The following is a 25,856-nucleotide window of genomic DNA, read 5'->3' on the forward strand; positions in this document are numbered from 1 at the left end:
CGCTGCCGGGCCGGGGGCCGGACGGCACGCGGTCGGTGTTACTCGGCGGTGGCCCACTCGACGAGCTGGACGATCACGCCGTTCGGGTCGGTGACCTGGAACAGGCGCTCGCCCCACGGCTCCTCGCGCAGCTCCATGGTGATCGGCACCCCCGCGGCCCGGAGGCGGGCGTACTCGGCGGCGAGGTCGGTCACCACGAAGGCCAGGATCACCCCGGCGGCGTGCTGGTCCCGGAAGCCCTCCGGCAGCACCTCGAGGCCGCGCCGCAGGAAGATCACATTGGGTGCGCCCTCCCGGGCGAGCGAGGCGAAGCCGTCGGCGGCCATCGCCTCCTGGAAGCCGAAATGGCTGGTCAGGAAGGTGGCGGAGGGCTCGACCCGGTCGACGGTGAGCGAGATGGCGGTAGCGGTGATCTGCACGGTACTCCTCGGTCGGTTAACTCTGTACGGCGTACGTTATACGGCGTACAACGATAGCGCCCGCGGTTTATTCCCGGCTGCCCGAGCAGGAGAGGATGGACTCATGGCCAAGGACCGAAGCAGCGCAGGCGACCCCTCCCGCACCCTCGCGCTGCTCTGGCGCGAGCCGGGCCGGGCGCCGGCCGGCGGGCGCGGTCCCCGCCAGGGGCTCAGCGTGGACGCGGTGGTGCAGGCCGCCCTCGAACTCGCCGACACCGACGGCCTGGAGGCGGTCTCGATGCGGCGGGTCGCGCAGCAGCTCGGCGTGACCCCGATGACGCTCTACACGTACGTGCCCGGCAAGGCCGAGCTGCTCGACCTGATGCTGGACGCGTTGTTCCAGCGGATGCCCCGGCCGGTGCACACCGACGCGCCCTGGCGCGAGCGGGTGACCGCCGTCGCCGAGGCCAATCGGGCGCTCTACCTCGCCCACCCCTGGGTGGCCGCCCTGCCCGCGACCCGGCCGCCACTCGGCCCCGGCCTGATCGCCAAGTACGAACACGAGCTGAGCGCCTTCGACGGCCTCGGCCTCCCCGACCTGGACATCGACGCCGCGCTCACCCACCTGCTCGGCTTCGTCCGCTCCACCGCCCGCACCGCCCTGGAGACGCAGGCCGCCGCCGCCGACAGTGCGATGTCCGACGCCGACTGGTGGGAGGCGAATGCCCCGCTCCTGGTCAAGGTCTTCGACCCCGAGCGCTTCCCGCTGGCCACCCGGATCGGCTCCGCCGCGGGCGAGGCCCACCAGGGTGCCTACAGCGCCGACCACGCCTACGAGTTCGGCCTCCGCCGCGTCCTCGACGGCTTCGCCGCCCTGATCGCGGAGCGGGCCGCCGGGAAGTGACCCCGGGTCAGTCCTGGCCGTCGCAGGGGGTGGTGGCGTCGTCCGGGGCGGTGTGGAGGCGGGCGAGGACGGACTTGAGGGTGGCGATCTCGGTGGGGGTGAGGTCGCGGAAGAGGTCGGCCTGGACGGCGGCGAGGGTGGTGTGGACCTCGGCGACCAGGGCGGTGCCGCGGGGGGAGATCTCCACGATGTGGCGGCGGCGGTCGGCCGGGTCGCGGCGGCGTCCGGCGAGGCCGTCGCGTTCGAGGTCGTTGAGCAGGGCGACGGTCACGCTCTTGTCGACGCCGAGGGTCTCGGTCAGGCAGTGCTGGCCGACCGAGCCCTGGTCCTGCAGCACCATCAGGACGTGCCCGTGCCCGGGCTTCAGCCCGTGCTCCGCCATCGCCTTCCTGACCCGGGCGCCGGCGAAGTGGCCCTGGAAGGCCAGGCTCAGTACGGGAAGCTCGTCCATCACGCCGACAACCCTACCTGGGGGTAGATTGTCGGCGTCTGCAGATAGTTGATAGTCATCAACTATCTGCTAGCCTCCACGGTATTCGCCCGCGATCCGCCCGGAGGTCCGTCGTGTTCGTCGCCTATGCAGTCACCGCAGCCCTGTTCGCCCTGGTCCTTCTGGCCTCCGCCTCGGCCAAGCTGAAGCGTGACGAGAGGGTGGTGGCGAGCTTCACCGGGATCGGAGTGCCGCTCGGCTGGCTGCAGCCGCTGGCCGCCTGCGAGGCGGCGGGTGCGCTCGGCCTGCTGGCCGGGATATGGATCGGGCCGCTCGGAGTGGCGGCCGCCATCGGTCTCGTCCTCTACTTCGCCGGGGCGGCCAGCGCGCACCTGCGCACCGCGGACTACAAGGGCACGCCCCCGGCCGCGGTGCTGCTGGTGGTCTCGGCGGCCGTGCTGACGCTGGCGGTCGCGGCGTCCTGAGGACGTCCGGCGGGCCCTTCGCGGTCAGCCGGCCGAGCCGGTCCAGGTGACGGTCTTGCTGCCGTAGTGGAACTCGACGTAGAACGGGTCGGCCCCGCCGTTCGGAAGGGCGTACGCGGACAGGGCGGTGGAATCCTGGCCGGGAGCGACGGCGTTGGCGAGGAACTGCATCCGTCCGCTTCCGTCGATCACGTGGTACATCAGGTTGCCCTTGGTGTTCTTGACGAACGGTGACCCCGACCCGTAGAGCGAGAGCTCCTCGGACCCGGTGTTGACGACGGTGATCCGGACCTCGATGATCTTGGAGTTCTTGGGGATGTCGCCAAAGAAGCCGTCCGGGACGTACGGCTCCGGCTTGGCCATCGTGACCTTCAGCCCGTCCGCGTACGTGTAGGACTCACCGAACGAAAGGTGCCGGGCCTTCTCGTCCGCCGCCTTCTTCGCCTTCTCGGCCTCGATCCGCGCGAGCTCCGCCTCGACCCGCTCCCGCTCCTTCGCCGCCCGCTCCTCGGCGGCTTTGGCGGCGACCTCGGCGCGAGCACGCGCCTCGTTCTCGTACGTCCGCCGGTCCTCGTTGACCTGGTGCACCCGGACCGCGAAGAACGCCCCGGTGCCGGCCGATATCAGCAGACCGGTGACGCCCAGGATCACGCCCGCGAGTGCCATCGCCCGGTTGGTCGCCAGGCCCTTGCGCGCGAGGCTCAGCCCGATGCCACCGAAGATCACGGCGAGCAGGGACGGCAGCCAGGACAGCCAGAACAGGATGAGGGCCAGACCGAAGAGCGCGCCGACGATCCCGAGCACCATCGCGGCGATCCCCAGACCGTTGCGGGGCTGCTGCACCGGTGCCGGGTACGGCTGCCAGTACGGCACGCCCGGGCCCTCAGGCGGAGCAGGGGGGAAGGCGGGTGCGGCAGCGTCCGGAGCCGGACCCGGAACCTGGCCCGGGTTCGGTGAGGCCCAGGGGTTGCCGTCGCCCGGTTCGTCGGCGGACTGCGGGCTCTCGGGCGGGGCGGGAGTGGTCATCCGAAATCCTTCGAACACGTTGAGACGATGAGCGGCTGTTCGACCTCGACGCCGAACATACAGGGGCCCGGATGGGCGCCCTGACGGTGCGTCCGCTCAGCGCCGGGGCTTGAGCCGCCGCAGGGTGAGGCCGTCGCTGGCCTGCTTGAAGAGGTACTCGGCGCGCTCGTACGAGAGCCTGGCCCGGCCGGTCTCCGGGCAGAGGTCGGCGGCCGGGGCGCGGGCCGGTCCCGGGCGGCGGTCGGTGAGGAAGAGCGGGCCCCGGGTGCGGCCGTCCAGCAGCCGGGGGAGCAGCCGGGCGGTACCGGACCGCCAGCCGATGCCGGGCCCGGCGGTGCGGTCGTCCAGGTCGAGATCCTCGACGTTCAGGGCCAGCACGGCCTTCACCCCGGCGCCCGACTCGTGCAGCAGGCGCCACAGGGTCTGCTCGCGCAGCGCCAGGCCGGGTCGGTCGCAGAGCGCGTCCAGCCCGCCCGGGGAGAGCGGCGGAACGGAGCTGCGGGGTTCGGCCCGGCGCTCCAGCAGGTCGGCGGGACCGGCCAGTTCGGCCCAGGCCGCGAACGAGCGGACGGCCGCCCGGTGCCGGTTCCAGGTCCGGGCCGCCGCCCCGCCCCAGGCCGTCGCGAACACCTCGGCCACCTGACCGGCCGTCAGCTCCGGCAGTGGCAGTCCTTCCCCGAGCGCCAGGCCGAGCCGCCGCAGGGTCTGCCCGTACGAACGGACCGTCGCGGTGTCCAGCCCGGCGTCGGCCAGGAACGAGCGGGTGGCCGAACCGAGGGTGGGCCCGGCCGGGACGTCCGCGGCGAGGGCCTCGGCGCGGCCGAGCAGGAAGGTGCGTTCGGCGGCGTTCCTGGTGAGCGCGGCGGCCCGCTGGAACTCCAGCCGGGCCTCGGCGGGCCGGCCCAGCCGGGCCAGCAGGTCGCCCCGGACGCTCGGCAGCAGGTGGTAGTCCCGCAGTGCGGGGTCGCCGGTCAGCGGGCCGGTCAGGTCGAGCCCGGCCTGCGGACCGCTGGCCATGCCGACCGCCACGGCGCGGTTCAGTTGCACCACCGGCGTCGGCAGCAGCCGGGCCAGCGCCCCGTACAGGGCGGCGATCTGCGCCCAGTCGGTGTCCTCGGCGGTGCGGGCCTGGGCGTGACAGACCGCGATCGCGGCCTGCAGCACGTACGGGCCCGGCGGCCCGCCGAGCTCGCGGGCCCGGAGCATCGCGGTGAAGCCGCGCCGGATCAGCAACTGGTCCCAGCGGCCCCGGTTCTGTTCGTGCAGCAGGACCGGTTCGCCGGACGGGCCGGTGCGGGCGGCGGAGCGGGAGGCCTGGACCTCCATCAGCGCGACCAGGCCGTGCACCTCGGGCTCGCGCGGGGCGAGCACGGCCAGCAGGCGGCCGAGCCGGAGTGCCTCCTGGCACAGGCCGGGCCGCATCAGGTCGTCGCCCGAGGTCGCCGAGTAGCCCTCGTTGAAGATCAGGTAGATGACTTCGAGGACGGAGGCGAGGCGTTCGCCGAGCTCCTCCTCGCCCGGCAGCTCGAACGGGACCTGTTGCTCGGCCAGCGTCCGCTTGGCGGCGGCGATCCGCTGGGTGACGGTCGGTCCGGTGACCAGGAAGGCGCGGGCGATCTCCTCCGCCGTCAGGCCGCCGAGCAGTCGGAGCGTCAGGGCGGCCCTGGCCTCGGTCGGCAGCACGGGGTGACAGGAGATCAGCATCAGCCGCAGCATGTCGTCGGGCTCGGGGTCCGACTGTCGGTCCAGCTCGTGGGCGAGCTGCTCCTGCTTGCGCGTCAGCAGCTGGGAGCGCCGGATGTGGTCGACGGCACGGCGTCTGGCGATCGCGGTCAGCCAGGCGCCCGGGTTGTCCGGGACGCCCGTACGGGGCCACTGTTCGAGCGCCGCGACCAGGGCGTCCTGGGCCAGCTCCTCGGCCAGGCCGACGTCGCGGACCATCCGGGCGAGGCCGGCGACGATCTTCGCCGACTCCAGTTTCCAGACCGCATCGACGGTGCGGCGGGTATCCAGCACGGGCACCATGACAACACACCCGCCCCGGCTCGGTCTCCGAGCCGGGGCAGCTGTGCTGACGGAGGATCAGGGGGCGAAGACCTCCTGGATCCGGCTCTCGCCGTCGCCGACGATCCGGCGGAACCGGCGGGCCAGCTCGACCGCCTCCTCCTGCGAGCGGACCTCGACCAGCGCGAAGCCGGCCACCGCCTCCTTGGCCTCGGCGAACGGCCCGTCGGTCACCGTGATCTCGTCGCCCGCGGAGCTCACCCGGATGGTGTCCGGGCCGAGACCGCCGGTGGCCAGCAGGACACCGGAGGCGGTCAGCTCCTCGATGAACCGGCCCATCTCGGCGAACAGCTTCTCGTCGGGGGTGGAACTGCCGGCGTTGCTGGTCATCAGGTAGCGCATGGGGTGCCTCCGGTGGGGTGTCGTATCGGTGCTTCTGCCGGTACGTCGAACGGGGCGATGTGACAGGGAACAGCAAGCGTTCCCTGTCACATCGCCCGGACGACGTGACAGCGAGAGACCGAACCCCGGAAGGACCACCTGATGACCACCGTCCAGCTCCCCGCCGCCCGCAGCACCGCCGTCGGCACCCGCTCGCTGCTCACCTGCGCCGTCCTGACCACCCCCGTCTGGGCGGTCGTCGCCCTGACCCAGGCGGCCACCCGGGAGGGCTTCGACATCACCAGGCACCCGCTGAGCGTGCTGAGCACCGGCTCGCTCGGGTGGGTGCAGATCACCAACTTCCTGCTGGTCGGAGCACTCCTCGTGGCCGGCGCGGCCGGTCTGCGCCGGGTCGTCGACAGCAGGTGGGTGGCCCGGCTGGTCCGGGTGGCCGGTTTCGGCATGATCGCCGCCGGAGTGTTCGTGATGGACCCGGCCGACGGCTTCCCGGTGGGGACACCGGCCGGAGTTCCGGCCACCATGAGCTGGCACAGCTATGCCCACATGGCGGTCGGTTCGATCACCTTCATCGCCATGATCGCGGCCTGCTACCTGCTCGGTGGGCACTTCCGTCGGGCCGGCAACCGGGGCCTGGCGGTCGGCTCCCGGATCGCCGGGACGGCGCTGCTGCTGGGCAACGGCTGGGCGATGGGCGGCGGCCCGGCCGGCTCGCTGACCCTGGCGGTCGGCGTGATGGCCGCAATGCTGTGGATCTCGGTGATCGCCGCCCGGTACCGTCAGGCCCGCTGAAGCACCGACAGCGGGACTCGGGGAGCGGACATGTTCGAAGGCAAGCTGGTCAGGCTGCGGGCGCTGCGCGCCGAGGACGCGGAGCACCACCTCCGCTGGCGCAACGACCCCGAGGTACTACGGCTGGCCGCCGCCGGGGACCCGTGCTTCGGGCCGGTCACGGCGGAGGCGATCGGGCTCGGCTTCGAGACCATGCTGCGGCTGACGCCGCGTGAGTCGGCGGTGTTCACCGTCGAGGACCTGACGAACGGTCGGGTGATCGGCATGGCCGACTACCGCGACCTGGACCCGTACGGCGGGGTCGCCACCCTGGGCGTGACCATCGGCGAGCGGGAGTACTGGGGCCGAGGCCACGGGTCCGAGGCGCTCGGCCTGGTGGTCGACCACCTGTTCGGCGCGTACGGGCTGCACCGCCTGGAGCTGGACACCTGGAGCGGCAACGAGCGCGCCGTCCGTGCCTTCACCCGGCTCGGCTTCCAGAAGGAGGGGCGCCGCAGGTCCGCCGTGCTGGTGGCGGGGGAGCGGTACGACCGGGTGCTGTTCGGACTGCTCCGCGAGGAGTGGGCGGGGCGCGCCTGAGCTGTTCCGAGCCGGGGTCGGGGGCCCCGACGGTGCCCGCGTCCAGCCAGGCCCGGTCGGTCAGCCCCGGTACGGCGGCGTGATGCCCCAGTCCCAGCGCGGCATCGGGGTCTCGGGGAGCGGCGGCGGGTTGGGGCCCGAGTAGATCAGCGCCATTCGGGTGCCCCATTCCAGGTAGTACGCGAGGACGCCCCGGAACTCCGGGTCGGCGGGCAGGCCGACCTGGTCGGCGGTGTCCAGCAGCAGGGCGACCCAGCGGCTGCGCTGCTGCTCGGTGACGCCCCGGCCGAGGTGCCGGGAGGCCATGTGCCGGTGGCCGCCGAGCTCGGTGCTGTAGCGAGCCGGGCCGCCGAAGACCTCGCCGAGCCAGGCCGCCACGTGCTGGGCGTGCTGCGGGTCCATCCCGGCGAACACCGGGGCGAGGATCTCGTCCTCGGGGACACGCTCGTAGAAGCGGGTGAACAGCCGGTCGAAGGCGTCGGCGCCACCGGCCCACTCGTACAGGGTCGGAGTCGATCCGCCCTTGCCCTCGACGGCGGTCACCTCGTAGTGGCGCATCTCCTCGATCGACTCGACGTACGGCTTGATCTCGGCGAAGAAGGCGGCGAAGTGCTCGCCCTTGCGGAAGCCGCCGAGGTGGTCCTCGGCCGAGGTCCAGCGGATCCGCAGGACGTAGGCGGCCGGCTCCTCCGTACAGCGGGCCAGCTCGTAGTCGACACACTGCTCGGCCGCGGCGAGCGGGCCGGCGGCTCGGAGGTACGCGGCCTCGAAGGCGGCGCGCTGCGGTTCGGCGATCCGGTACCGGATGTACTCGACAATCATGTTCTGACTCAACATCACTTTCCTTGCGCGGACAAGGATTTGATGCGGAGAGCCGGTGGGCCGAGGCCCGCGGTCAGTGCCGCGGGGTGAAGGCGTGGGCGTTCTCGGCGGCCCACTGGCGGAAGGTGCGGGCGGGGCGGCCGAGCAGGGTCTCGGTGGTGTCGGCGACGACTGCGGGGTGCTGTTCGGCGGCCTGCCAGAGGTCGAGCAGCGCGCCGGCCATCACCGCGGGCATGAAGCCGCCGAGCTGCTGCTCGGCCTCGGCGCGGGTGATCCGCTCGACCGGGATCTCCCGGCCGACGGCGTCCGCCAGGACGGCGAGCTGCGCGCGGAAGGTGAGGGTCTCGGCGCCGGTCAGCGTGACCTGGCGGCCGGTGAGCGCAGTGCCGGTGAGCGCGGCGACCGCCACGTCGGCGATGTCCTCGGGGTGGATCGGCGCGATGTCGGCGTCCGGGTAGGCGAGTTGGACCGGCATCGCCCGGCCGACGAAGTAGGCCCAGCCCAGCGCGTTGCTGGCGAAGGCGTCCGGGCGCAGGAAGGTGCTGGTGAGCGTCGAGGCGGTCAGGGCGCGCTCGACCTGGAGGCTCTGGCTCGCGAGGGCGTCCTGCTCCGCGTCGGGGCCGAGCACCGAGGAGGAGGAGAGCAGCACGACGTGCTCGACACCGGCGGCCTCGGCGGTGGCGATCAGCTCGTGGATGCCGGCGGGCTCGGGGTAGAGGAAGACCTGGCGGACGCCACGGAGCGCGGCGGCGAAGGTCTCGGGCCGGCCGAGGTCCAGCTCGGCGACCTCGACACCCGCCGGGACGGCCAGTTCGGCGGGCTTGGCGCTGGCGGCCCGGACGGAGTGACCGGCGGCGTGCAGGGTGCCGAGGACGGACTGGCCGACCTTGCCGCGGGCACCGGTGATGAGGATGGTCATGGAGTGTCCCCGTTCGCTGGTTCGTTGGTGAAGACATATGCATGCTTGCATGCACACGTTTTCATGTCAACACATGTATTCATGGGGTCATCCAGATACGATGGGGCCATGACGAAGCGCGAGCCGAGCACCTCCGAGCGGCTGCTGGACACCGTGGGCCCGGCCTTCGGGAAGCTCCGGCGGTCCGCCCTGCTGGAGGTCGAGAACCCGGTCTCCCAGAAGGACCTGAGCCGGACCTTGGTCCTCAACATCGTTCTGGAGGCCGAGCAGGCCGCGGAGCAGGGCGGCGAGGCCCGCGAGGTCACCGTCGGGGCCGTCGGTGCCTACCTGGGGGTGGATCCGTCGGTGGCCAGCCGGATGGTGTCCGACAGCATCGCCGCCGGGTACCTGATCCGCGCCGCCTCCCAGCAGGACGGCCGCCGTACGGTCCTTCAGCTCAGCCCCGAGGGCCGGGAACTGATGGCCCGTTTCCGCCGCCACCAGCGCGCCGCCTTCGAGTCGATCACCGCCGACTGGCCGACGGAGGAGCGGTTGGAGTTCGCCCGCCTGATGCTGAAGTACGTCGCCAGCCAGGACGCCCTGCGGAACCGCTGAGGGCGGCTGATCCGCCGTCAGGTGTTGACGCAAGTGCATGTGAGTGGTTGAGTACTCACATGCCAACGCAACCACGCCAACTCTCCACCGCCGAGGAGCGCCGCGAGACGGTGCTGCGCACCGCGATCGGGGCCTTCGCCACGCGGGGGTACTTCGGTACCAGCACGATGGAGGTGGCCAAGGCGGCCGGGATCTCGCAGGCGTACGTCTACCGGCTCTTCCCCAGCAAGGAGGACCTGTTCGTCGCCGTCGTCGGGCACTGCTTCGTCCGGGTCCGGGGGAGTCTCGAGGTCGGTGCCGCCAATGCCACGAGTGCCTCACCCGAGGCGGTGCTCGACGCGATGGGGGAGGCGTACGCCCGTCTGATCAGCGACAACGACCTGATGCTGGTCCAGCTGCACGCCCAGGCGGCGGCGGTCTCCGAGCCGGCCATCCGCGATGCGGTCCGGGCCGGGTACGCCCGGATGGTGGAGTACGTCCGCGGGGCCTCGGGCGGCGACGACCGGCAGGTGCAGGAGTTCTTCGCGGTCGGTGCGCTGTGCCACCTGCTGGTGTCGATGGACGTCGAAACGGTGGACGCCCCGTGGGCGCGCACGCTCGGCGCGGGCATCCGGCACTTCTAGAGCGGTCGGGGTCTCGGCCCGGCTATTTCTTTTGATCGCCGAGTGAGTAATCAACCACACCTAGGAGAGTCGCCATGTACGCCGTCACCACCGCACCGGTCGGGATCGACCTGAACGCTCCGGTGATCACCCGCGACGACATCGTCATCCATGCGCCGCTGGACCGCGTCTGGCGCATCCAGACCGATGTGGAGAACTGGCCGTCCTGGCAGCCCGATGTCACCTCGGTGGCCAAGCAGACTCCGGGTCGGCTCCGCCCGGGCTCGTCGTGGGTGTGGTCCGTCGAGGGTCTGGAGGGGATCACTTCGACGGTCGAGCAGGTAGAGCCCAACCGGCGCATCGTCTGGGGCGGCCCGGCCCAGGGCATCACCGCCGTGCACGTGTGGACCTTCACGCCGACCCGGGACGGAGTCCGCGTGCACACCGAGGAGTCCTGGGCCGGTGAGCCGGTCAGCGCCAACGTCGAGATGCTCCAGCAGGCGCTGGACAGCTCGCTGGACCACTGGCTGCGCAACCTCAAGGAACGGGCCGAGCGGGGCGCGTGACCTGCGTCCTTCTTTTTGGCCAGTGAATGAGTGAGTGACCACACAAGGAGTGCTGTCGTGTCCGAGCCGCTGGGCGGAAGAACCGCCCGACCCGCCACCGTCCTCGCCGTCCTGGCCGCCGCGCAGTTCGTCGTGGTGCTCAGTACCTCCGTCGTCAACGTCGCCCTGCCGGCCATCCGCGACGGGGTCGGGCTCTCGTCCGGCGGGATGACCTGGGTGATCAACGCGTACGGCCTGGCCTTCGGCGCGCTGCTGCTGCTCGGCGGGCGGACCGCCGACCTGCTGGGACGGCGGCGCGTCCTGCTCGTCGGGCTGGCGGTCTTCGCCGCCGCCTCGCTGGCCGCCGCCTTGGCCGGCAGCTCGGGGCACCTGGTGGCGGCCCGTGCGGTCCAGGGCGTGGGCGCCGCGGCCATCGCTCCCGCTGCGCTGTCCCTGGTGATGCAGGTGTTCCCGCCGGGGCCGGGGCGTGGCAGGGCACTCGGTGTGTGGGGCGCGGTCTCCGGCGGCGGTGGCGCCGCCGGGGTGCTGCTGAGCGGGATCCTGACCGCGAGCCTGGGCTGGCAGTCGGTGTTCTACGCGAGTGCTCTGAGCGCTGCGCTGGTGCTGGTGGCAGGTGTGCGCCTGGTGCCCGCCCTGGCCCCGTCCGGGGACGGCCTGCGGAGGATCGACCTGGTCGGCGCGGTCACGATCACGGCGGCCCTGGTCGCGCTGGTCTACGGGCTGACCCGGGCCGGCCGCTCCGGCTGGACCGATCCGTGGGTGACGGCCAGCGGTGCGGTGGCGGCAGCCCTGCTGGTGGTCTTCGCCCGCACCGAGCGCCGGCACCCCGCGCCGCTGCTCCCGCCACGCCTGCTGCGCACCGGCTCGGTCGGGTCCGCCAACCTGCTGATGGCCATGCTGGGCGCGGTCTGGATCGGACTCTTCTTCTTCCTGCCGCTCTATCAGCAACAGGTTCTCGGCGACGGCCCGTTGCAGGCCGGACTGTCCCAACTCCCGCTCGCGGCAGCGAACATCATCGGATCCTCGCTGGCTCCGAGGATCGCTCGCCGGCTCGGTCCCACCCCGACGCTGGCCGGGGGTCTGGCGCTGCTGGCCGGCGGGTTCGCCTGGCTGTCCGGTATCTCCGCGCACGGCAGCTTCGCCGCCGACGTGCTCGGCCCCACCCTCGTGATCGGGCTGGGCCTCGGCATCGCCTTCGTGCAGCTCACCGCAGCCGCGGTGGCCGGCGTACCGGGAGCGGACGCCGGGCTCGCCGGCGGCCTGGTCAACACCACCCGGCAGATCGGCGGCGCGGTCGGACTGGCCGTGCTCGCCACCCTCGCCGCCTCCCGCACGGCCGGGTACGGCCTCGGCCACCCGTACACCGTGGCACTCACCGAGGGCTACCGGACCGTCTTCCTGCTCTCGGCCGGGGTGGCCGCCGTCGCCGCCGCGCTGAGTCCGCTGCTGGCCCGGGGTGCGCTCGACCACTCGCTGCTCCGCATCGAGGCCCGCGCCGAAGCAGGCCGATAGACCCCCGCTGCATCACCCAACTCCCTTCTCAGAGAACTGGATTCACCCATGAACAAGCCCTACCTGACCGGCCACTACACCCCCGTCACCGACGAGATCTCCGCCACCGGCCTCACCGTCGAGGGCAGCCTGCCGCCCGAGCTGACCGGCCGGCTGATCCGCAACAGCCACAACCCCAAGCCCGGCATCACCCCGACCCACTGGTTCAAGGGCAGCGGTATGGTGCACGGCATCCGGCTCCGCGACGGCCGCGCCGAGTGGTACCGCAACCGCTGGGTGCACACCCCCGCGCTGGACGGTGCGCCGTACCTGACCGAGCAGGGCCCGGACCTGACCGCCAGCACCGCCGGTACGCACGTCATCGAGCACGGCGGACGCCTGCTGGCGCTCTGCGAGGCGAACCTCCCGTTCGAGCTGACGGCCGATCTGGAGACGGTCGGTGCGTACGACTTCGGTGGGAAGCTCACCTCGGCGATGACCGCACACCCCAAGGAGGACCCGGTCACCGGCGAACTGCACTTCTTCGCCTCCTCGCCGTTCCCGCCCTACCTGATCCACCACGTGGCCGCACCGACCGGCGAACTGCTGCACAGCCAGGAAGTCCCGGGCGCCACCGCCGCGTTGAAGCACGACTTCGCCATCACCGAGCACCATGTGGTGTTCCTGGAGGGCTCGGTCACCTTCGACCACACCGAGCACTCGGGCATCCCGTACGGCTGGAGCGACACCCAGCCGTCCCGGATCGGCATCATGCCGCAGGGCAACGGCGGTGCGGGCAAGGTCCGTTGGTTCGATATCGGTCAGGGTTACGCGATGCACCTCGCCAACGCCTACGAGGACCGGCAGGGCCGGATCGTGGTCGAAGGCCCGTCCGTGGGGCGGACCGGCTGGCAGCGCTCCTGGAACTGGTGGGTGGGTGCGCCGGATCGCGGGGTCGAGCCCAACTCCGGTTCCCGCAGCGTGCGGTGGACCGTCGACCTGGTGGCCGGTACGGTCCGGGAGGAGTACACCGACGACCTGACGGTGGAGTTCCCGACCATCAACGAGGAGTACCTCGGCCGGGAGCACCGCTACCAGTACGCGCTCTCCTTCCCGGACGACCAGGGCATTGGCAACCACGCGCTGGTCAAGTACGACCGCTCGACCGGGGCCCGACAGCTGCGTCCGGTCGGAGTGGGCCAACTGCCCAGCGAGGCGCTGTTCGTCCCGGCCGCCGGAGCCACCGAGGAGGACGCCGGCTACCTGCTCACCGTGGTCAGTGACCTGAACGCCGACGCCTCCCGGCTGCTGGTCCTGGACGCCTCCGACCTGTCCCTCCCGCCGGTCGCCACCGTCCACCTGCCGCGCCGGGTGCCCGCGATGATCCACGGCTCCTGGATCCCGGACTCCGCCCTGAACGGCTGAACCCGTCCGGCCCTGCCGGCCCCGCTCGGTCGGCCGCAGTATCCGGCGCAAGCGGGTGAACGGCTCGCCAGGACGTTCGGTCACCGGCCTCGCCACGGTATGCCTGCCAGGACTGAGTAACCGTCAGGGCCCGGGCGCGCGGCCCGGAACAGGTGGGTTCATGATCCCTCGAAGCTGGCGCACGATGGCCACCGCCCTCACCACGGCGGTGGCCACGGCCATGACCGTCGGTGCGGCGGGCCCGGCGCCCGACCAGTACGACGAATTCGGCCCGGAGATCGCGGCGATCATGAGCAAACCGGCCTACCAACACGCCCAGTGGGGCCTGTTGGAGATCGACGAGGCCACCGGGCGGGTGATCCACTCGCGGTACGCCGACCAGTTCTTCATCCCCGGCTCGACGACCAAGCTGGTCAGCGTCTCGGGGGCCTGGCACACCCTCGGCGGCGAGCACCGGTTCACCACGCCGGTGCAGGCCGTCGGCGACCGCGACGGTACGGCCCTGAACGGTTCGCTGGTCCTGGTCGCGCAGGGCGACCTCACGATGGGCGGCCGGACCGAGCCGGACGGCAGCGTCGACTTCACCACGATCGACCACACCTACGCGAACGACGTCCCGGGCGCCACCCTCACCCCCGAGAACCCGCTCGCCGGACTGGACGAGATCGCCGGTCAGGTACGCGCCTCCGGCCTCACCGAGATCCGCGGCGACGTCGCCGTCGACCCGCGGCTCTTCACCACCTCCGAGGGGCTCGACCCGGGCCCGGACCCGCTCATCGTCAACGACAACGTCATCGACCTGCTGACCACCCCGGCCGCCCCCGGCGCGCCCGCGCAGCTCAGCTGGCGGCCCCAGGTCGCGCCGTACCAGGTGGAGTCGGCCGTCCGGACGGTCGCCGCAGGGGGAGCCACCGACATCCAGGTCGCGGCCTCGCCGGACGGCACCCACATCACCCTGTCGGGCACGATCGCCGCCGACGCCCCGCCGACCCTGCGGATCTCCCACGTCAAGGACCCGAACGCGTTCGGGCGGACGGCCCTGATCGAGGCCCTGGCCAGGGCGGGCGTCACCGTCACCGCACCGCCGACCGGACCGAACCCGGTCGGTGTGCTGCCCGCCACGTACGACGGCACGCAGCGCGTCGCCGCGTACGTCTCCCCGGTCTTCGCCGAGTACGGCAAGCTGATTCTGAAGGTCAGTCACAACCTCGGGGCGAACCTCACGATCTGCCTGATGGCCGTCACGGCGGGCAGCCACGAGTGCGCCGGCGGCTTCCCGGTGCTGAACGGCTTCCTGCGCCAGGCGGGCATCGACCCGACCCAGGTGCAGCTGCTCGACGGCCGCGGCGGCAACCCCGTCGACCGGGTCACCCCGCGGGTGGAGAACGAGATCCTGCACTACTGGCAGGGCACCCCGGAGGCGGACCGCTTCCGCGAGGCGCTGCCGATCCTCGGCGTGGACGGCTCGTTGGCCACCGCGTGCGAGGGCTGCCCGACCTGCCCCGGCAAGGGCAAGGTGTGGGCCAAGCCCGGCTCCGTCATCGGGTACGACGCGGTCAACGAGCGGCTCGCCGTCGGCGGCGAGACCCTCGGGGGCTACCTCGACGCGGGGCACGGGCGGCTGCACACCTTCTACCTGGCCGTGAACGGTGCCTCCACGCCGGACATCAACAGCTTCTTCGACATCATCAACGACCAGTCCCGGATCGCCGGTCTGCTCCAGGAGCAGGCGGAGCGGGCTTCCTGACCGGTTGCACATGTCGAAGGCCCCGATCGCCGCGCGGTCGGGGCCTTCACGCTGTTCCCGTTCAGGCGGGGATGTCGTCCACGGTGGCGACGACGACCCCGAACAGGTCGGCGATGGTGGTCAGGGCAGCGGACTGGAGCGCAGCGGCCGGCAGGACGGTGCCGTCGGGGCCGGGGAGGGCCCGGGTGGCGGTGGTCTCGGCGACGACGGTCGACCGGTAGCCGAGGTTGAAGGCACCCTGGGCGGTGTAGCTGATGCACATGTGGGTCATGAACCCGGCCAGCACCAGATCCTTCCCGATGCCCGGGGCTGCACCCAGGTCGGTCAGGGTCTTCTCCAGCTCGGTGGCGTGGAAGGCGTTGGGGACCTGCTTGACCACGACCGCTTCACCCTCGACCGGGGCGACCTCGTCGCTGATCGCGCCGATGTGGGCGCGGATGTCGTACGGGGTGCCCGCGCCGCCGTCGTTCAGGACGTGGACGACCGGCGTACCGGCGGCCCGGGCGCGGGCCAGCAGGCGGGCCCCCGCCGCGAGGGCCTCCTCGGCGCCGTCGAGGGCCATGACGCCGGTGCGGTAGGTGTTCTGAAAGTCGATCATGATCAGGACGGAGTCGCTCAGGCGGGCCGGCCGGTTGTCCAGGCCGCTCAGGTCGCGCAGGGTGGTGGACGGGCTGACGGTGCTCATCTTCTGGGCCTCTCGGTAGTCGTTCGGGCATGGCGAAGCCGCACGGCTCGCGGGTGAGGGGGTTGGGGGTCTCGGGGAGGGGTCAGGCGGACTGGGTGCGGAAGCGGCGGCGGTAGGCGGCCGGAGTGGTGGCGAGCTGCCGCCGGAACGCGCGGTGCAGCGTCTCGGCCGAGCCGAAACCCGCGGCGGCGGCGACCTGCTCCAGCGGCGAGTCGGTGCTCTCCAGCAGCCGACGGGCCGCCTCCACCCGGGCGGCCTGGACGTAGTCGGCCGTACCGGTGCCGGTCTCCTGCTTGAACACCCGGGCGAAGTGACGCTCGCTCAGACACATCCGGGCTGCCAGGGCAGCGGCGGACAGGTCCTCGTCGAGGTGGTCGGCGATCCACAGGCGCAGCTCGTCGATGTCGCGGCGGGCGGAGGCCGGGCGGCTCAGCGGTACCGAGAACTGGCTCTGGCCACCCTGCCGCTTGAGGTACATCACCAACTGCCTGGCCACCGCCAGGGCGACCTCCTCGCCCTGGTCCTCCGCCACCAGAGCGAGCGCCAGGTCGAGGCAGGCGCTGATCCCCGCACCGGTCCAGAGCCGACCGCGGTCGGTCCGGACGAAGATCGGATCCGGGTCGACCGTGACAGCCGGATGATCGGCGGCCAACTGAGCCGCCGTCGACCAGTGCGTGGTCGCCGTCCGCCCGTCCAGCAACCCGGCCGCCGCCAGTACGTGCGCACCCACACAGACCGACGCCACCCGCCTCGCGTGCGGTGCGGTCTCCTGCACCCACGCCACGATGTCCGGGTCGACCTTCGCCACCGGCCCGTCGTCGGTCATCTCGACCGCCCCGGGCACCAGCAGCGTGTCCAGCTGCCCCCCGACCTGACCAAAGGTCAGATCGGTCAGCAGCCGCACCCCCGCCGACGTCCGCACCGCACCGGCCACCGGCCCCGCCAGCCGTACCTGGTAGCCGGCCCGGCCGGCCGTCTCCCGGTTGGCCAGCGCGAACACCTCGGCGGGGCCGGTGACATCGAGCAGGTCGACGTCGGGGAAGACCGCGATGACGACGCGGTGGGGAGTGGGCATGCGTCCATCGTGGCCGTCGCCGGGCATGGCCGCAATGACGATTCCCTGTCACATCCGGACATCCGCCGGTGGGGCGTCCGGACACGGCGGTGGGGCCGGTACGTGCGTACCGGCCCCACCGTTGCTTCCCCGTCCGGCGTCGGCCGGCCGCTACTCCGGCGAGCCGGACCGCCGGGCACTGCGGCGGTCGACGGCCTTGGTCAGCCGGGTGCCGAGCCGCTGGGCCGGCCGTTCGATCAGGTGGAAGGTGAGGTGGCTGACCGCGAGCACGGCGGCGCAGAATCCGATGCCGAGCACGAACCGGGTCCCCAGCGAGAGCGAGGTGACCGGGGTGGGGGTGATCAGCCAGAGCAGCACGCTCAGCATGACGGCGTGCACCAGGTAGACCGAGTAACTGATCGAGCCCAGCCAGGTCAGCGCCGTGGGCATCCGGAAGCGCCGCAGTGCCATGCCGATCGCGAAGGTCGCCCAGGTGGCCAGCATGGTCGTCACCCAGTGCCACTGGAACTCGGGTGTCACCTCACCGGTCTCGCCGTAGCGCCCGCCGACGTACAGCAGTGCCGGGACGGCGACCGCGGCCGCCACCGCGCACTTGACCCAGCTGATCTGGCGCTGTTCCACGCGGTAGATCGCGGTGCCCGCGAACATGGTGGCGAGGATGGTCATGCTGAACCACCCGGGCATCCGGCTGTTGGCGACCAGCAGGCCGAGCGCCAGTGCACCGAGCAGCACCGCGCCGAGGACCGCCACACTCCGGCGACGGCTCATCACCGCGAACAGTCCCACCGCCATGACGACGGTCGCCACCACGACCGCGCGGCGCACGCTCGGCAGGTCGTGGGTGATCGTGTACAGCGGGAAGGCACCCACCGCGAGCAGGGCGACCAGCGCGAACGCGGTGGACAGCTCCGCGCTGCGCCGGTGCACGCCCAGGACGAACAGCGACGCCACCAGTAGATAGAAGATCATCTCGTAGGAGAGCGTCCACATGACGAAGACCGTGCCGCCCACCCCGAGGAAGTCGTGCAGCATGGTCACGTTGCCCAGCGCGGCGATCGCCGGGTGGTCCATGGTGAACCAGCTCAGCGGCGGCAGCGCGTCGGTGTAGTCGCCCAACTTCCAGACGACGACCCCGAGCGCCACCACGGCCACGCAGAGCGGGTAGATCCGGAACAGCCGGCTGATCCAGAAGCCCCGCACGCTGCCCCGGCGCTCCAGTGAAGCGGGCACGATGTAGCCGCTGACCAGGAAGAACAGGAAGACCGCGTAGGTCCCGATATCGAATTTGCCGGCTGTGCGGGCGAACTCCTCGGGCATCACGTTCTGGACGAAGTGCCCGACCATGATGGCCAGTGCGGCGAATCCGCGCAGTGCGTCGAGCCAGCCCAGCCTCGGCTTGGTAGCGCCGGAGGCCGGTCCGGCCGGGCCCCCAGGTATTTCGGGAGCGGGCGCCTGGGTTGTGAGGGACATTCGAGGAGATTAGCGCACCCCCCTGGCCGTCGAGTGCCCTGGTTGAACGGCTCACCGCCGCGCGGCGGTGAGGGTGCACACGCCGCCCGCGCACTCGCGCTGCAGACGGCCGCGGGAGATCGTCTGCGCCAGGCCGATGGTCCAGCAGACGGGGCAGCCGCGCAGCGCTACCAGGCCGAACGGCGCCGCCGCCAGGGCGACCGGGCCGAGGAGGGGAGTGAGGGCGATCGAGCCGATGATCAGCCCGAAGCCGATCAGGCCGCGCGCCAGGTGACGCGGAACGGACTTGCCGGCGAAACCCGTCTCGGGCGCGGTCGGAACCTTCGTGGGCATCACGGTCATCGTTCTCCTGCAACTGGTGGATCGACGATTTCCTCGGTCATGGCCAAGGAGTGGCGCAGTGCCGCGCGAGCTCTGTGCAGCCGCGACTTCATCGCAGGCGTGCTCAGACCGAGCGAACGGGCCACGGCCTTGCCGGGCAGGCCCTGTACGTCCCGCATGATCAGGACCTGCCGCTGGTCGTGCGGCAGGGCACTGACCGCAGCCGCGATCCGCTCCGCTTCCAGCCTGCGCAGCACCGCCTCCTCGGCGGACGGTTCCGCGCCGGCCTCCGGTTCGGCGGACGCCTCGTCGGCGTGGGAGACGAACAGCCGCACCTGCCGAAGACATTCGTTGCGGACGATCCGGAACACCCATGAGGCGAGCGCACCGGTCGCCCGCAGGGTGCCGATCTTCCGGTAGAGGATGATCAGCGCCTCCTGCGCCGCGTCCTCGGCGTCCTGCGGTGTGGCGCACAGGGACAGGGCGAACTTGCGTACATGGGGCTGCGACTCCATGACGACGGCGGTGAGCGACGTGACGTCGCCGGCCTGGGCGGCTTCGATCAGCCGCTCGTCCGGCCAGAGGTGACGGTGGTTCATGTGCCCTCCTCGCACCCGGAATGCGCTCGTCAGGTCCGGCTCTTCCGACGCCTCGTCAGGTGCCAGGTGCACGCTCCTACGAGCAACGTGCCGATCACTGCGATGCCGACGACGACCATGGTGCTTCTCCTCGGGGTATCCACCGGCCCGTGCGACCGGTCACGTGGATGAGAGACAAGGAGACCCGGAAAGGATTCACCTCCACCTCTCGGTGTTGCAGGTCGGTTGAAGTTCGAGGTCGGGCTCGACCGCCGGCGGCTGGGGGGCGTCGGCGTCGTGGTGCCGGAACAGTTTGCTGGGCCACCACATCCATCGACCCACGTCCAGGGTCAGCGAGGTGACCAGCACCGAGCGGACGATCATGGTGTCCAGCAGCACGCCGAACGCCACCGCGAACCCGAGCTCGGCCGCGAACACCAGCGGCAGCGAGGCCATCGCCGCGAAGGTGCCGGCCAGCACCAGGCCTGCCGAGGTGATCACACCCCCGGTGGTGGACAGCCCCGTCAGCGCGCCGCGCCGGGTGCCGTGCAGCAGTGCCACTTCGCGTACCCGGGTGACCAGGAAGATGTTGTAGTCGATGCCCAGGGCGACCAGGAACACGAACGTCAGGAGCGGGAAGGAGGCTTCCGCGCCGGCGAAGTGGAACACGTGGTCGAACACCAGACTGCTCACGCCGAGGGCCGCTCCGAACGACAGCACCACCGTCGCCATGAGCAGCAGCGGCGCGACGATCGCCCGCAGCAGCAGCGCGAGGATGAGGAGCACCACCACCAGCACGATGGGGATGATCACCTTGGAGTCGCGGGCGGCCGCATCCTGCGTGTCGAGCATGATCGCCGTACTGCCGCCGACCTGGGCATTCGCACCCTCGATCTTGTGCACCGCGGTTCTGGCCTGCTCGACGGTACGCATCGCGGCCTTGCTGCTGGGGTCGTCCTCGAGTTCCCCGAGCATGAGGGCCTCGCCGTCCTTGACCGTCGGCGTCGAGACGCCGACCACTCCCGGTACGCCGGACAGCGCGGTCCGCACCTGCTCCGCCGAGTCAGCCTTGGTCACGACGAAGATCGGGTCGCCCGACCCGGCCGGGAAGTGCTCGGACTGGATCCTCTCGCCGACAGCCATCTGCGGTGTGCTGGTGAACTGGTCCTTGTTGGAGAGTCCGTCGGCCCTGAGCCCGAACACCCCGATCGCCATGATGCCGAGGACCAGCGTGGTGCCGATCCACACGGTCCGCGGTCGACGGGAGACAGCGGTGCCGACCCGGGTCCAGATGCCTTCCTTGGCCACCGCGGTCGATCCGTACGACGGCTTGACCGGCCAGAAGATCCAGCGGCCGCAGACGACCAGCAGGGCCGGCATCAGGGTGACCATGGCGAGCAGCCCGACGAGGACGCCGACGGCACAGGCCGGCCCGAGCCCCTGGGTGGAGCTGAGGGTGGCCAGCATCAGCAGCATCAGGCTGACCGCGACGGTCGCGGCGCTGGCGATGATCGCGGGACCGGAGCGATACAGGGCCTCTGCCATCGCCTCGTGCCGGTCCTCGTGTCGGAGCAGCTCCTCTCGGTACCGCGAGATGAGCAGGAGCGCGTAGTCGGTGGCGGCGCCGAACACCAACACCGTCAGGATGAAACTGGTCTGCTTGTTGACGACGAGTCCGGCGTTCTTCGCCAGCAGGTAGATCACCGCCTCCGACGTGACCAGGGCGACGCCCACGGTCAGCAGCGGCAGCAGTGGCAGCAACGGGCTGCGGTAGGTGAGCAGCAGCATCACCACGACCACCAAGGCGGTGATCGTGGTCAAGGCGCCCCCTCCGCTGAACGCCTTGATCGAGTCGGACGCGTGACCGGCCGGTCCGGTGACGTGGAAGCCGAGACCGTTGGCGTTCTCCTCGCCGACCTTGTGCATCGCGTCGACGGTCTTGCCGATCCCTTCCCAGCCCGTCTTGTCCTTGCGGACCTGGACCACGGTCTGGATGGCCTTGCCGTCCTGGGCTTTCAGCGGCCCCTGTGGCTGTCCCGCGACGTTCGCGATGCCCTTGAAGGCTTCGGCGTCGGCTTGGGCCTCGGCCATGTCGGCGGGGGTGATGCCCTCGGGCCGGTCGTAGATCACGATCGCGGGCAGGGTGTCGGCTCGCTGGAAGTTCTCGGCCTGCGCGACGACCTTGGTCGACTCCGCGTTACCGGGCAGCCAAGCCGAGTTGTCGTTCTCCTCGACGTCGCCGAGCCGGCCGGCCAGCATCAGGACCGGGATCAGCAGGATCGCCCAGAGCGCGAGGACGACCCACTTCCCGACTCGTCCACCGGGCAACGAAGCCATTCTTCGCATCATGTTGATTCCTCAGCGTTCAGTCGACGTGGGACATCGTGGGTCTCCGTCGCGGATGCATTCCGGACTACGAGCGATTCAGGACCCCGGATTGTGAGGTCCGCCCCCGAAAATGTGACCCACGCCTCATCGGTGGCCCTGGGGTCAGAACTGCCAACAGCAGAACGACGAAGACCCCAGCTGCGATGCAGCTGGGGTCTTCGGTTGCCCTGGCGGGCAGGGGCTCACTCTGTGGCGGTCGGCGGCGGGGCGGTGTTCATCTCTGCGTTCGGGTGGACGACATCGCGGAGCGTCCGCAGGTTGGCGACCAGGTCGCGCAGCTGATCAGGGGTGAAGAGGCCGGTGAACCAGCGCTCGATTTCGTCCAGGTGATCGGCCAGCGCTCCGCGCAGTCGGTCTGCGCCTTCGGTGGTGAGGACGGCATAGGTGCTGCGCCGGTCGTCGGCCCTTGACTCGCGGTGCACCAGGCCGCCGCGCTGCAGGCGGTCCACAACCCGCGTGGCGCCGCTGGTCGACAGGAAGGACTGGGCGGCCAGGTCGGTCATCCGCAACCGCCCCCCAGGGGAACGACTCAGCCGCATCAAGGCCTCGAAGTCCAGAGACGACAGCCCTGCCTTCTCCAGGGTCGGCGCCAGCTTCGCGATCAGCCCGTCGTGGGCTTCGAAGAGCAGGCCGGCCGCAGTCAGGCGGGGGTCGTCGAAGACATCGGATCGGTCCATGCCCTCATCCTAGCCGCAAGTGCTTGCCGTGCGGATAGTTGACACGCGGAATATCCGCACGGTAGACATCTGCTTGCTGCGAGGATATTCCTCACGGCAACTAAACGGCTCCGTCGGACGCCGATCGACCGCGCAACCCCGCACCACGACGAGGAGTTCACCATCATGACCACCACCTGGGTCGCAGGCTTCCGCTCGGCCGTCCTCAGCCCCCACGAGGCCATCCAGATCAAGCCCTCCCGCGGATTCCACGACCAGACGCTGCGCCAGATCCTCCGCCTCGACGGCGGCGGCAAGGCGCTGCGCGTCCTCCTCAGCAACGAGTACGGCAAGGAACCCCTGGTCATCGAGGCGGCACGGCTCGCAGTCCGCACCAGCGGCAGCGCCGTCGACCCCGCCACCGACACCCCGCTGCGCTTCGGCGGCGCGACCGAGGTGGTCATCCCCGTCGGCGAGCGGCTCCACAGCGACCCGGTCGCCCTCGCGGTGTCCGCCGGGACCGACCTGGCGCTGACTCTCCGTCTGCCCGAGGACACCGGCCTCGCGACGTACGCCCATACCCCGTCGCAGAACGCCTACCTGCTGCCCGGCAATGCGGTCGCGGCGGACTTCACCGGCGCCGAGGAGATCGACGGCCGCTACTACGTCACCGGTATCGACGTCCTCGCACCCGAAGGCACCGCGATCGCCGTCGCGTTCGGCGACTCCTGGTTCGAAGGCGTCGGCACCTCCACCGGCGCCAACGAGCGCTTCCCCGACCAGCTGAACCGGCGGCTCGATCGCGGCTGGGTGGTCAACCAGGGCATCGGCGGCAATCGCCTGCTGACCGACGAGGTCGGTCTGCGCGGCCTGGCCCGCTTCGAGCGCGACGTCCTCCAGGTGCCCGGCGTCACCCATGTGCTCTTCCACTTCGGCCTCAATGACGTGGGCCTGCCGGGCATGTCCGGTGAGCTCCCGGCCACCGCCGAGGACCTGATCGCGGGCTTCACCGCACTTGCCGGCCGCGCGCGTTCGAACGGGCTGACCACCATCGGCATGACGATGGGCCCGTACGCCGGCACCATCTATCCGGGCATCGACACCCCCGAGGGCCGCGCGGTCCGGCGCGAGGTCAACGCGTGGATCCGCACCTCCACCGTCTTCGACACCGTCGTCGACGTCGCCGCGGCCGTCCAGGACCCGGACGCTCCGGAATTCATCCGGGCCGACCTCGACAGCGGCGACCACCTCCACCTCAACGACGCGGGCGCGCACGCGATGGCGGCCGCCGTCGACCTCGGGTACCTGCGCCTGTGACAGCACACGTCACCGGTTGACCGTGGCCCGATCCCGGCGGGCCTGCACTCCTTCTGAACTGAGATTGCCGGCGCCCGCAGGCGCCGGCAGCCGGTCGGCACCGGCCGAGAAGTGCTGGGCGGGACGACGGGGGGATGAACGCGGCCCCGTCGAAGGGTGGGCCGACCGGCTGCGTGTGGCTACTTGAGCGGCGTGCCACCCGAGTTGCGGTACGCGATCGTCTTGTTGATCAGGTTTCCGCCGTCGGTCTCGACCGCGGTCTGTTCCTGGTGCCCCGCGCCGAACAGGAGAGCGGCGACGTGTGCGTTCGCCACCTGGTCCATGTGCGAGAGGAGCCAGTCGACCTTGTCGTCCTTGTAGTGGTTGCGGGTGTTGTTCTGCGCCATGTTGCCCAGGGGGATCTGCCACAGGACCACCGGCTTGCCCACCGAGTCGGCCATCGTCTTGTACCAATCCAGTGCAGCAGCGGCCTTCTGGTCGTTCCAGAAGGTGTCACGGCCGCCGTTCTCCGGCTTCGCGTACCAGGCCGCATCGCGGTCCACCACGTCGGCGACCAGGAAGTCGGCGTTCTTCGCCCCGAGGTCCGAGTAGTCCTTGACGCATCCCTGCATGTTGCTCTGCCAGTCCCAGCAGGTGAGGTGGAACCCGGCGCCCGTGTTCGGCGCGTACTTGTGCGCCATCGCAATCAGGCACTGGGCCAGGCCGACGGCGCTGTTCTCCTGCGATCCGCAGTCCGTCGGATTCGCGGCCTTGACCTGCGCGGCGACCCGGTGCGGGTTGCCGAGCGACCGGACGTAGCCCCAGAAGTCGGGCTCGATGTCGATCATGTCCTGCGAGTTGCCGATCTTCTGGAGGAAGAAGCGGTAGTCGTTCATGTAGCGGGTGAGCAGGTCGGTCCTGTTGATGGCCTTGACCTCGCCCGGACCGTCGCCCTCGCCTGCCAGATCTCCGAGGTCGCGCAGCGAGTACCAGGTCCAGAAGAACTTCTGCGGGCGCGGCTTGCCCTGGTACGTCGCCTTGGTCACGTGGTCGTCGTTCCAGCTCACGTAGAAGCCGGGCGCCGTGGTCTCGCCGCTCCAGCAGCCCCACCAGCTCGACCACTCGGCCTTGCAACGCGATGCCGAGTAGTAGTCCGACGAGGGCGCGGGCTGGCTGTGCACGTAGGCGTACCGCACGTCGAACGGCGCGGCGTTCGCCGAGGCGTCCTCCATCATGCCGCCGACGAGCACCGTGCTACTGCCCATGAAACGCTTCGTCGAGCTGCCGCCGGCGGCAGTCGGAGACGCCGGCGGCGCCGACGCCGGGCGGGTACCGCTCGGAGCCTGGCTCGCCGGAACGCTGCCGCCCGGCGTGGTGGGAGTTGTGGGCGTGGCGCTGCTGCCGGAGCTCCCCGTGTTCCCGGTGCCGCTGACGCTGTCGGCCGGGACGAGCTTCCACTGCTGGTTGGCGCCGCCCCAGTCGTGGTACTGGGCGATGCGGCCCCCGTCGGCCTTGGATCCGAGCGGGACCTCAACGGCCTTGCCACTGAAGCGGTTGATCAGGCGCACGTAGCCGTCCGACGACTTCTCCACGTGGAACTGCTGGTTGGCGCCGTTCAGGTCGCGCCACTGCACCAGCCCGGAGCCCTCGGTCTTCGACCAGTTGTAGTTGTCCAGCACCTTGCCGGAGTTCCGGTTCTGCAGCCGGTAGTTCCCGTCACCCGAGTCGATGAACTTCCACTGCTGGTTGGTCCCGCTGTTACGGCTCCACTGCACCAGCGAAGCACCGTCGTAAGTGGCGTAGCCGGGGCCGTCCAGCACCTCGCCGCTGTCGCGGTTCACCAGCACGTACCAGGGGTTCGTGTCCACGGCTCCCGCTGAGGCCGTGTTGACCACGACCACGGAGCTGCCCACGACGGCCAGGCCGACGGCCGCCCAGAAACTCCGACGCTGGTACAACCGACGGGCACGATGCGTCTGCCGCCGCCCCAGAACAGCCGAGCGGAACGACTCGCGACCACGGCGGGCGCGGCCGCCGGGCGACGCCTCCGGCGACGTGGATGGGCGAGGGAACATGTCGATGCTCTCTTTCAGCCGTGGCCTCTGACCGGACCGCCTGTCCGGACACCACCCAGTTGTCACCGCCCCCGGAAGGGTTGCCCCGGACCGCGAAGATTTTTTGCACCGCGAGTCGGCGGTGGGTAG

26 protein-coding genes and 1 pseudogene are annotated in these 25,856 nt (G+C 71.0%); 11 read left to right on the forward strand and 16 right to left on the reverse strand.

What is annotated here, in order from left to right:
- Positions 1–38: 38 nt before the first annotated feature.
- Positions 39–419 carry a VOC family protein gene (locus ACXJMZ_RS07510; protein ID WP_457029165.1) on the reverse strand — a complete coding sequence of 127 codons (381 nt, stop codon included), beginning with the start codon at positions 417–419 and terminating at the stop codon, positions 39–41.
- Between the two features lie 103 nt (positions 420–522).
- On the opposite strand from ACXJMZ_RS07510, the gene ACXJMZ_RS07515 reads away from it, so the two are divergent.
- Positions 523–1,302 (forward strand): TetR/AcrR family transcriptional regulator, encoded by a 780-nt coding sequence (locus ACXJMZ_RS07515; protein WP_457029166.1) that lies wholly within the window; start codon positions 523–525, stop codon positions 1,300–1,302.
- A 7-nt stretch (positions 1,303–1,309) separates the two neighbouring features.
- Here ACXJMZ_RS07515 and ACXJMZ_RS07520 read toward each other — a convergent pair whose 3' ends face one another.
- Positions 1,310–1,753, reverse strand: coding sequence for a MarR family winged helix-turn-helix transcriptional regulator (locus ACXJMZ_RS07520; RefSeq protein ID WP_457029285.1), 444 nt, complete (start codon positions 1,751–1,753; stop codon positions 1,310–1,312).
- Between the two features lie 113 nt (positions 1,754–1,866).
- On the opposite strand from ACXJMZ_RS07520, the gene ACXJMZ_RS07525 reads away from it, so the two are divergent.
- Positions 1,867–2,217 carry a DoxX family protein gene (locus ACXJMZ_RS07525; protein WP_457029167.1) on the forward strand — a complete coding sequence of 117 codons (351 nt, stop codon included), beginning with the start codon at positions 1,867–1,869 and terminating at the stop codon, positions 2,215–2,217.
- Between the two features lie 24 nt (positions 2,218–2,241).
- Here the strand turns inward: ACXJMZ_RS07525 and ACXJMZ_RS07530 are convergent, their stop codons facing one another.
- From ACXJMZ_RS07530 to ACXJMZ_RS07545, 4 genes and pseudogenes are all read right to left on the reverse strand, one after another.
- On the reverse strand, positions 2,242–3,243 hold the full coding sequence (locus ACXJMZ_RS07530) for a DUF4190 domain-containing protein (RefSeq protein WP_457029168.1): 1,002 nt from the start codon (positions 3,241–3,243) through the stop codon (positions 2,242–2,244).
- Between the two features lie 96 nt (positions 3,244–3,339).
- On the reverse strand, positions 3,340–4,071 hold the full coding sequence (locus tag ACXJMZ_RS07535) for a site-specific integrase (RefSeq protein WP_457029286.1): 732 nt from the start codon (positions 4,069–4,071) through the stop codon (positions 3,340–3,342).
- A pseudogene (locus ACXJMZ_RS07540) lies at positions 4,051–5,268 on the reverse strand (RNA polymerase sigma factor); the annotation flags it as partial. The pseudogene ACXJMZ_RS07540 and the gene ACXJMZ_RS07535, both read right to left, overlap by 21 nt.
- A 57-nt stretch (positions 5,269–5,325) precedes the next feature.
- Entirely contained in the window at positions 5,326–5,649 is a 324-nt protein-coding gene (locus ACXJMZ_RS07545) for a YciI family protein (protein WP_457029169.1), read from the reverse strand.
- A 141-nt stretch (positions 5,650–5,790) separates the two neighbouring features.
- Between ACXJMZ_RS07545 and ACXJMZ_RS07550 the strand changes: the two genes are divergently transcribed.
- The gene (locus ACXJMZ_RS07550; protein ID WP_457029170.1) at positions 5,791–6,438 is read left to right on the forward strand and encodes a DUF998 domain-containing protein; all 648 of its coding nucleotides are present in this window, start codon (positions 5,791–5,793) and stop codon (positions 6,436–6,438) included.
- 30 nt (positions 6,439–6,468) lie between these two features.
- Positions 6,469–7,017 (forward strand): GNAT family N-acetyltransferase, encoded by a 549-nt coding sequence (locus tag ACXJMZ_RS07555; RefSeq protein ID WP_457029171.1) that lies wholly within the window; start codon positions 6,469–6,471, stop codon positions 7,015–7,017.
- Positions 7,018–7,077: 60 nt separating this feature from the next.
- Here ACXJMZ_RS07555 and ACXJMZ_RS07560 read toward each other — a convergent pair whose 3' ends face one another.
- The gene (locus tag ACXJMZ_RS07560; protein ID WP_457029172.1) at positions 7,078–7,839 is read right to left on the reverse strand and encodes a globin domain-containing protein; all 762 of its coding nucleotides are present in this window, start codon (positions 7,837–7,839) and stop codon (positions 7,078–7,080) included.
- Between the two features lie 73 nt (positions 7,840–7,912).
- Entirely contained in the window at positions 7,913–8,758 is an 846-nt protein-coding gene (locus ACXJMZ_RS07565) for an NAD(P)H-binding protein (RefSeq protein WP_457029173.1), read from the reverse strand.
- 108 nt (positions 8,759–8,866) lie between these two features.
- Here ACXJMZ_RS07565 and ACXJMZ_RS07570 point away from each other — a divergent pair, with 108 nt between their 5' ends.
- The 6 genes from ACXJMZ_RS07570 to dacB all read left to right on the forward strand — a co-directional run bounded on the left by ACXJMZ_RS07570 (position 8,867) and on the right by dacB (position 15,183).
- Positions 8,867–9,352: a MarR family winged helix-turn-helix transcriptional regulator gene (locus ACXJMZ_RS07570; protein ID WP_457029174.1), complete on the forward strand. Its 486-nt coding sequence runs from the start codon at positions 8,867–8,869 to the stop codon at positions 9,350–9,352.
- 59 nt (positions 9,353–9,411) lie between these two features.
- Complete coding sequence (locus ACXJMZ_RS07575; protein WP_457029175.1) at positions 9,412–9,975, forward strand: TetR/AcrR family transcriptional regulator; 564 nt, start codon at positions 9,412–9,414, stop codon at positions 9,973–9,975.
- 74 nt (positions 9,976–10,049) lie between these two features.
- On the forward strand, positions 10,050–10,520 hold the full coding sequence (locus tag ACXJMZ_RS07580; protein WP_457029176.1) for an SRPBCC family protein: 471 nt from the start codon (positions 10,050–10,052) through the stop codon (positions 10,518–10,520).
- Positions 10,521–10,577: 57 nt separating this feature from the next.
- Positions 10,578–12,032 (forward strand): MFS transporter, encoded by a 1,455-nt coding sequence (locus ACXJMZ_RS07585; RefSeq protein WP_457029177.1) that lies wholly within the window; start codon positions 10,578–10,580, stop codon positions 12,030–12,032.
- Positions 12,033–12,080: 48 nt separating this feature from the next.
- Positions 12,081–13,436 carry a carotenoid oxygenase family protein gene (locus ACXJMZ_RS07590; RefSeq protein WP_457029178.1) on the forward strand — a complete coding sequence of 452 codons (1,356 nt, stop codon included), beginning with the start codon at positions 12,081–12,083 and terminating at the stop codon, positions 13,434–13,436.
- A 160-nt stretch (positions 13,437–13,596) separates the two neighbouring features.
- On the forward strand, positions 13,597–15,183 hold the full coding sequence (dacB, locus tag ACXJMZ_RS07595) for a D-alanyl-D-alanine carboxypeptidase/D-alanyl-D-alanine endopeptidase (RefSeq protein WP_457029179.1): 1,587 nt from the start codon (positions 13,597–13,599) through the stop codon (positions 15,181–15,183).
- 61 nt (positions 15,184–15,244) lie between these two features.
- Here the strand turns inward: dacB and ACXJMZ_RS07600 are convergent, their stop codons facing one another.
- From ACXJMZ_RS07600 to ACXJMZ_RS07630, 7 genes are all read right to left on the reverse strand, one after another.
- Positions 15,245–15,868: an isochorismatase family protein gene (locus tag ACXJMZ_RS07600; protein WP_457029180.1), complete on the reverse strand. Its 624-nt coding sequence runs from the start codon at positions 15,866–15,868 to the stop codon at positions 15,245–15,247.
- Positions 15,869–15,950: 82 nt separating this feature from the next.
- The gene (locus tag ACXJMZ_RS07605) at positions 15,951–16,943 is read right to left on the reverse strand and encodes a GlxA family transcriptional regulator (RefSeq protein ID WP_457029181.1); all 993 of its coding nucleotides are present in this window, start codon (positions 16,941–16,943) and stop codon (positions 15,951–15,953) included.
- Between the two features lie 150 nt (positions 16,944–17,093).
- Positions 17,094–18,413: an acyltransferase family protein gene (locus ACXJMZ_RS07610; protein ID WP_457029182.1), complete on the reverse strand. Its 1,320-nt coding sequence runs from the start codon at positions 18,411–18,413 to the stop codon at positions 17,094–17,096.
- 51 nt (positions 18,414–18,464) lie between these two features.
- On the reverse strand, positions 18,465–18,746 hold the full coding sequence (locus tag ACXJMZ_RS07615; protein WP_457029183.1) for a hypothetical protein: 282 nt from the start codon (positions 18,744–18,746) through the stop codon (positions 18,465–18,467).
- Positions 18,747–18,751: 5 nt separating this feature from the next.
- A complete protein-coding gene (locus ACXJMZ_RS07620; RefSeq protein ID WP_457029184.1) occupies positions 18,752–19,333 on the reverse strand; it encodes an RNA polymerase sigma factor in 582 nt (193 codons plus the stop codon).
- Between the two features lie 195 nt (positions 19,334–19,528).
- Positions 19,529–21,661: an MMPL family transporter gene (locus ACXJMZ_RS07625; protein WP_457029185.1), complete on the reverse strand. Its 2,133-nt coding sequence runs from the start codon at positions 21,659–21,661 to the stop codon at positions 19,529–19,531.
- Between the two features lie 221 nt (positions 21,662–21,882).
- Positions 21,883–22,377, reverse strand: a complete 495-nt coding sequence (locus tag ACXJMZ_RS07630) for a MarR family winged helix-turn-helix transcriptional regulator (RefSeq protein WP_457029186.1) — start codon at positions 22,375–22,377, stop codon at positions 21,883–21,885.
- A gap of 165 nt (positions 22,378–22,542) precedes the next feature.
- Here ACXJMZ_RS07630 and ACXJMZ_RS07635 point away from each other — a divergent pair, with 165 nt between their 5' ends.
- A complete protein-coding gene (locus ACXJMZ_RS07635) occupies positions 22,543–23,673 on the forward strand; it encodes a GDSL-type esterase/lipase family protein (protein ID WP_457029187.1) in 1,131 nt (376 codons plus the stop codon).
- A gap of 179 nt (positions 23,674–23,852) precedes the next feature.
- Here the strand turns inward: ACXJMZ_RS07635 and ACXJMZ_RS07640 are convergent, their stop codons facing one another.
- Positions 23,853–25,520: an RICIN domain-containing protein gene (locus tag ACXJMZ_RS07640; protein WP_457029188.1), complete on the reverse strand. Its 1,668-nt coding sequence runs from the start codon at positions 25,518–25,520 to the stop codon at positions 23,853–23,855.
- Positions 25,521–25,856 lie beyond the last annotated feature (336 nt).

Source organism: Kitasatospora sp. P5_F3, assembly GCF_054049135.1.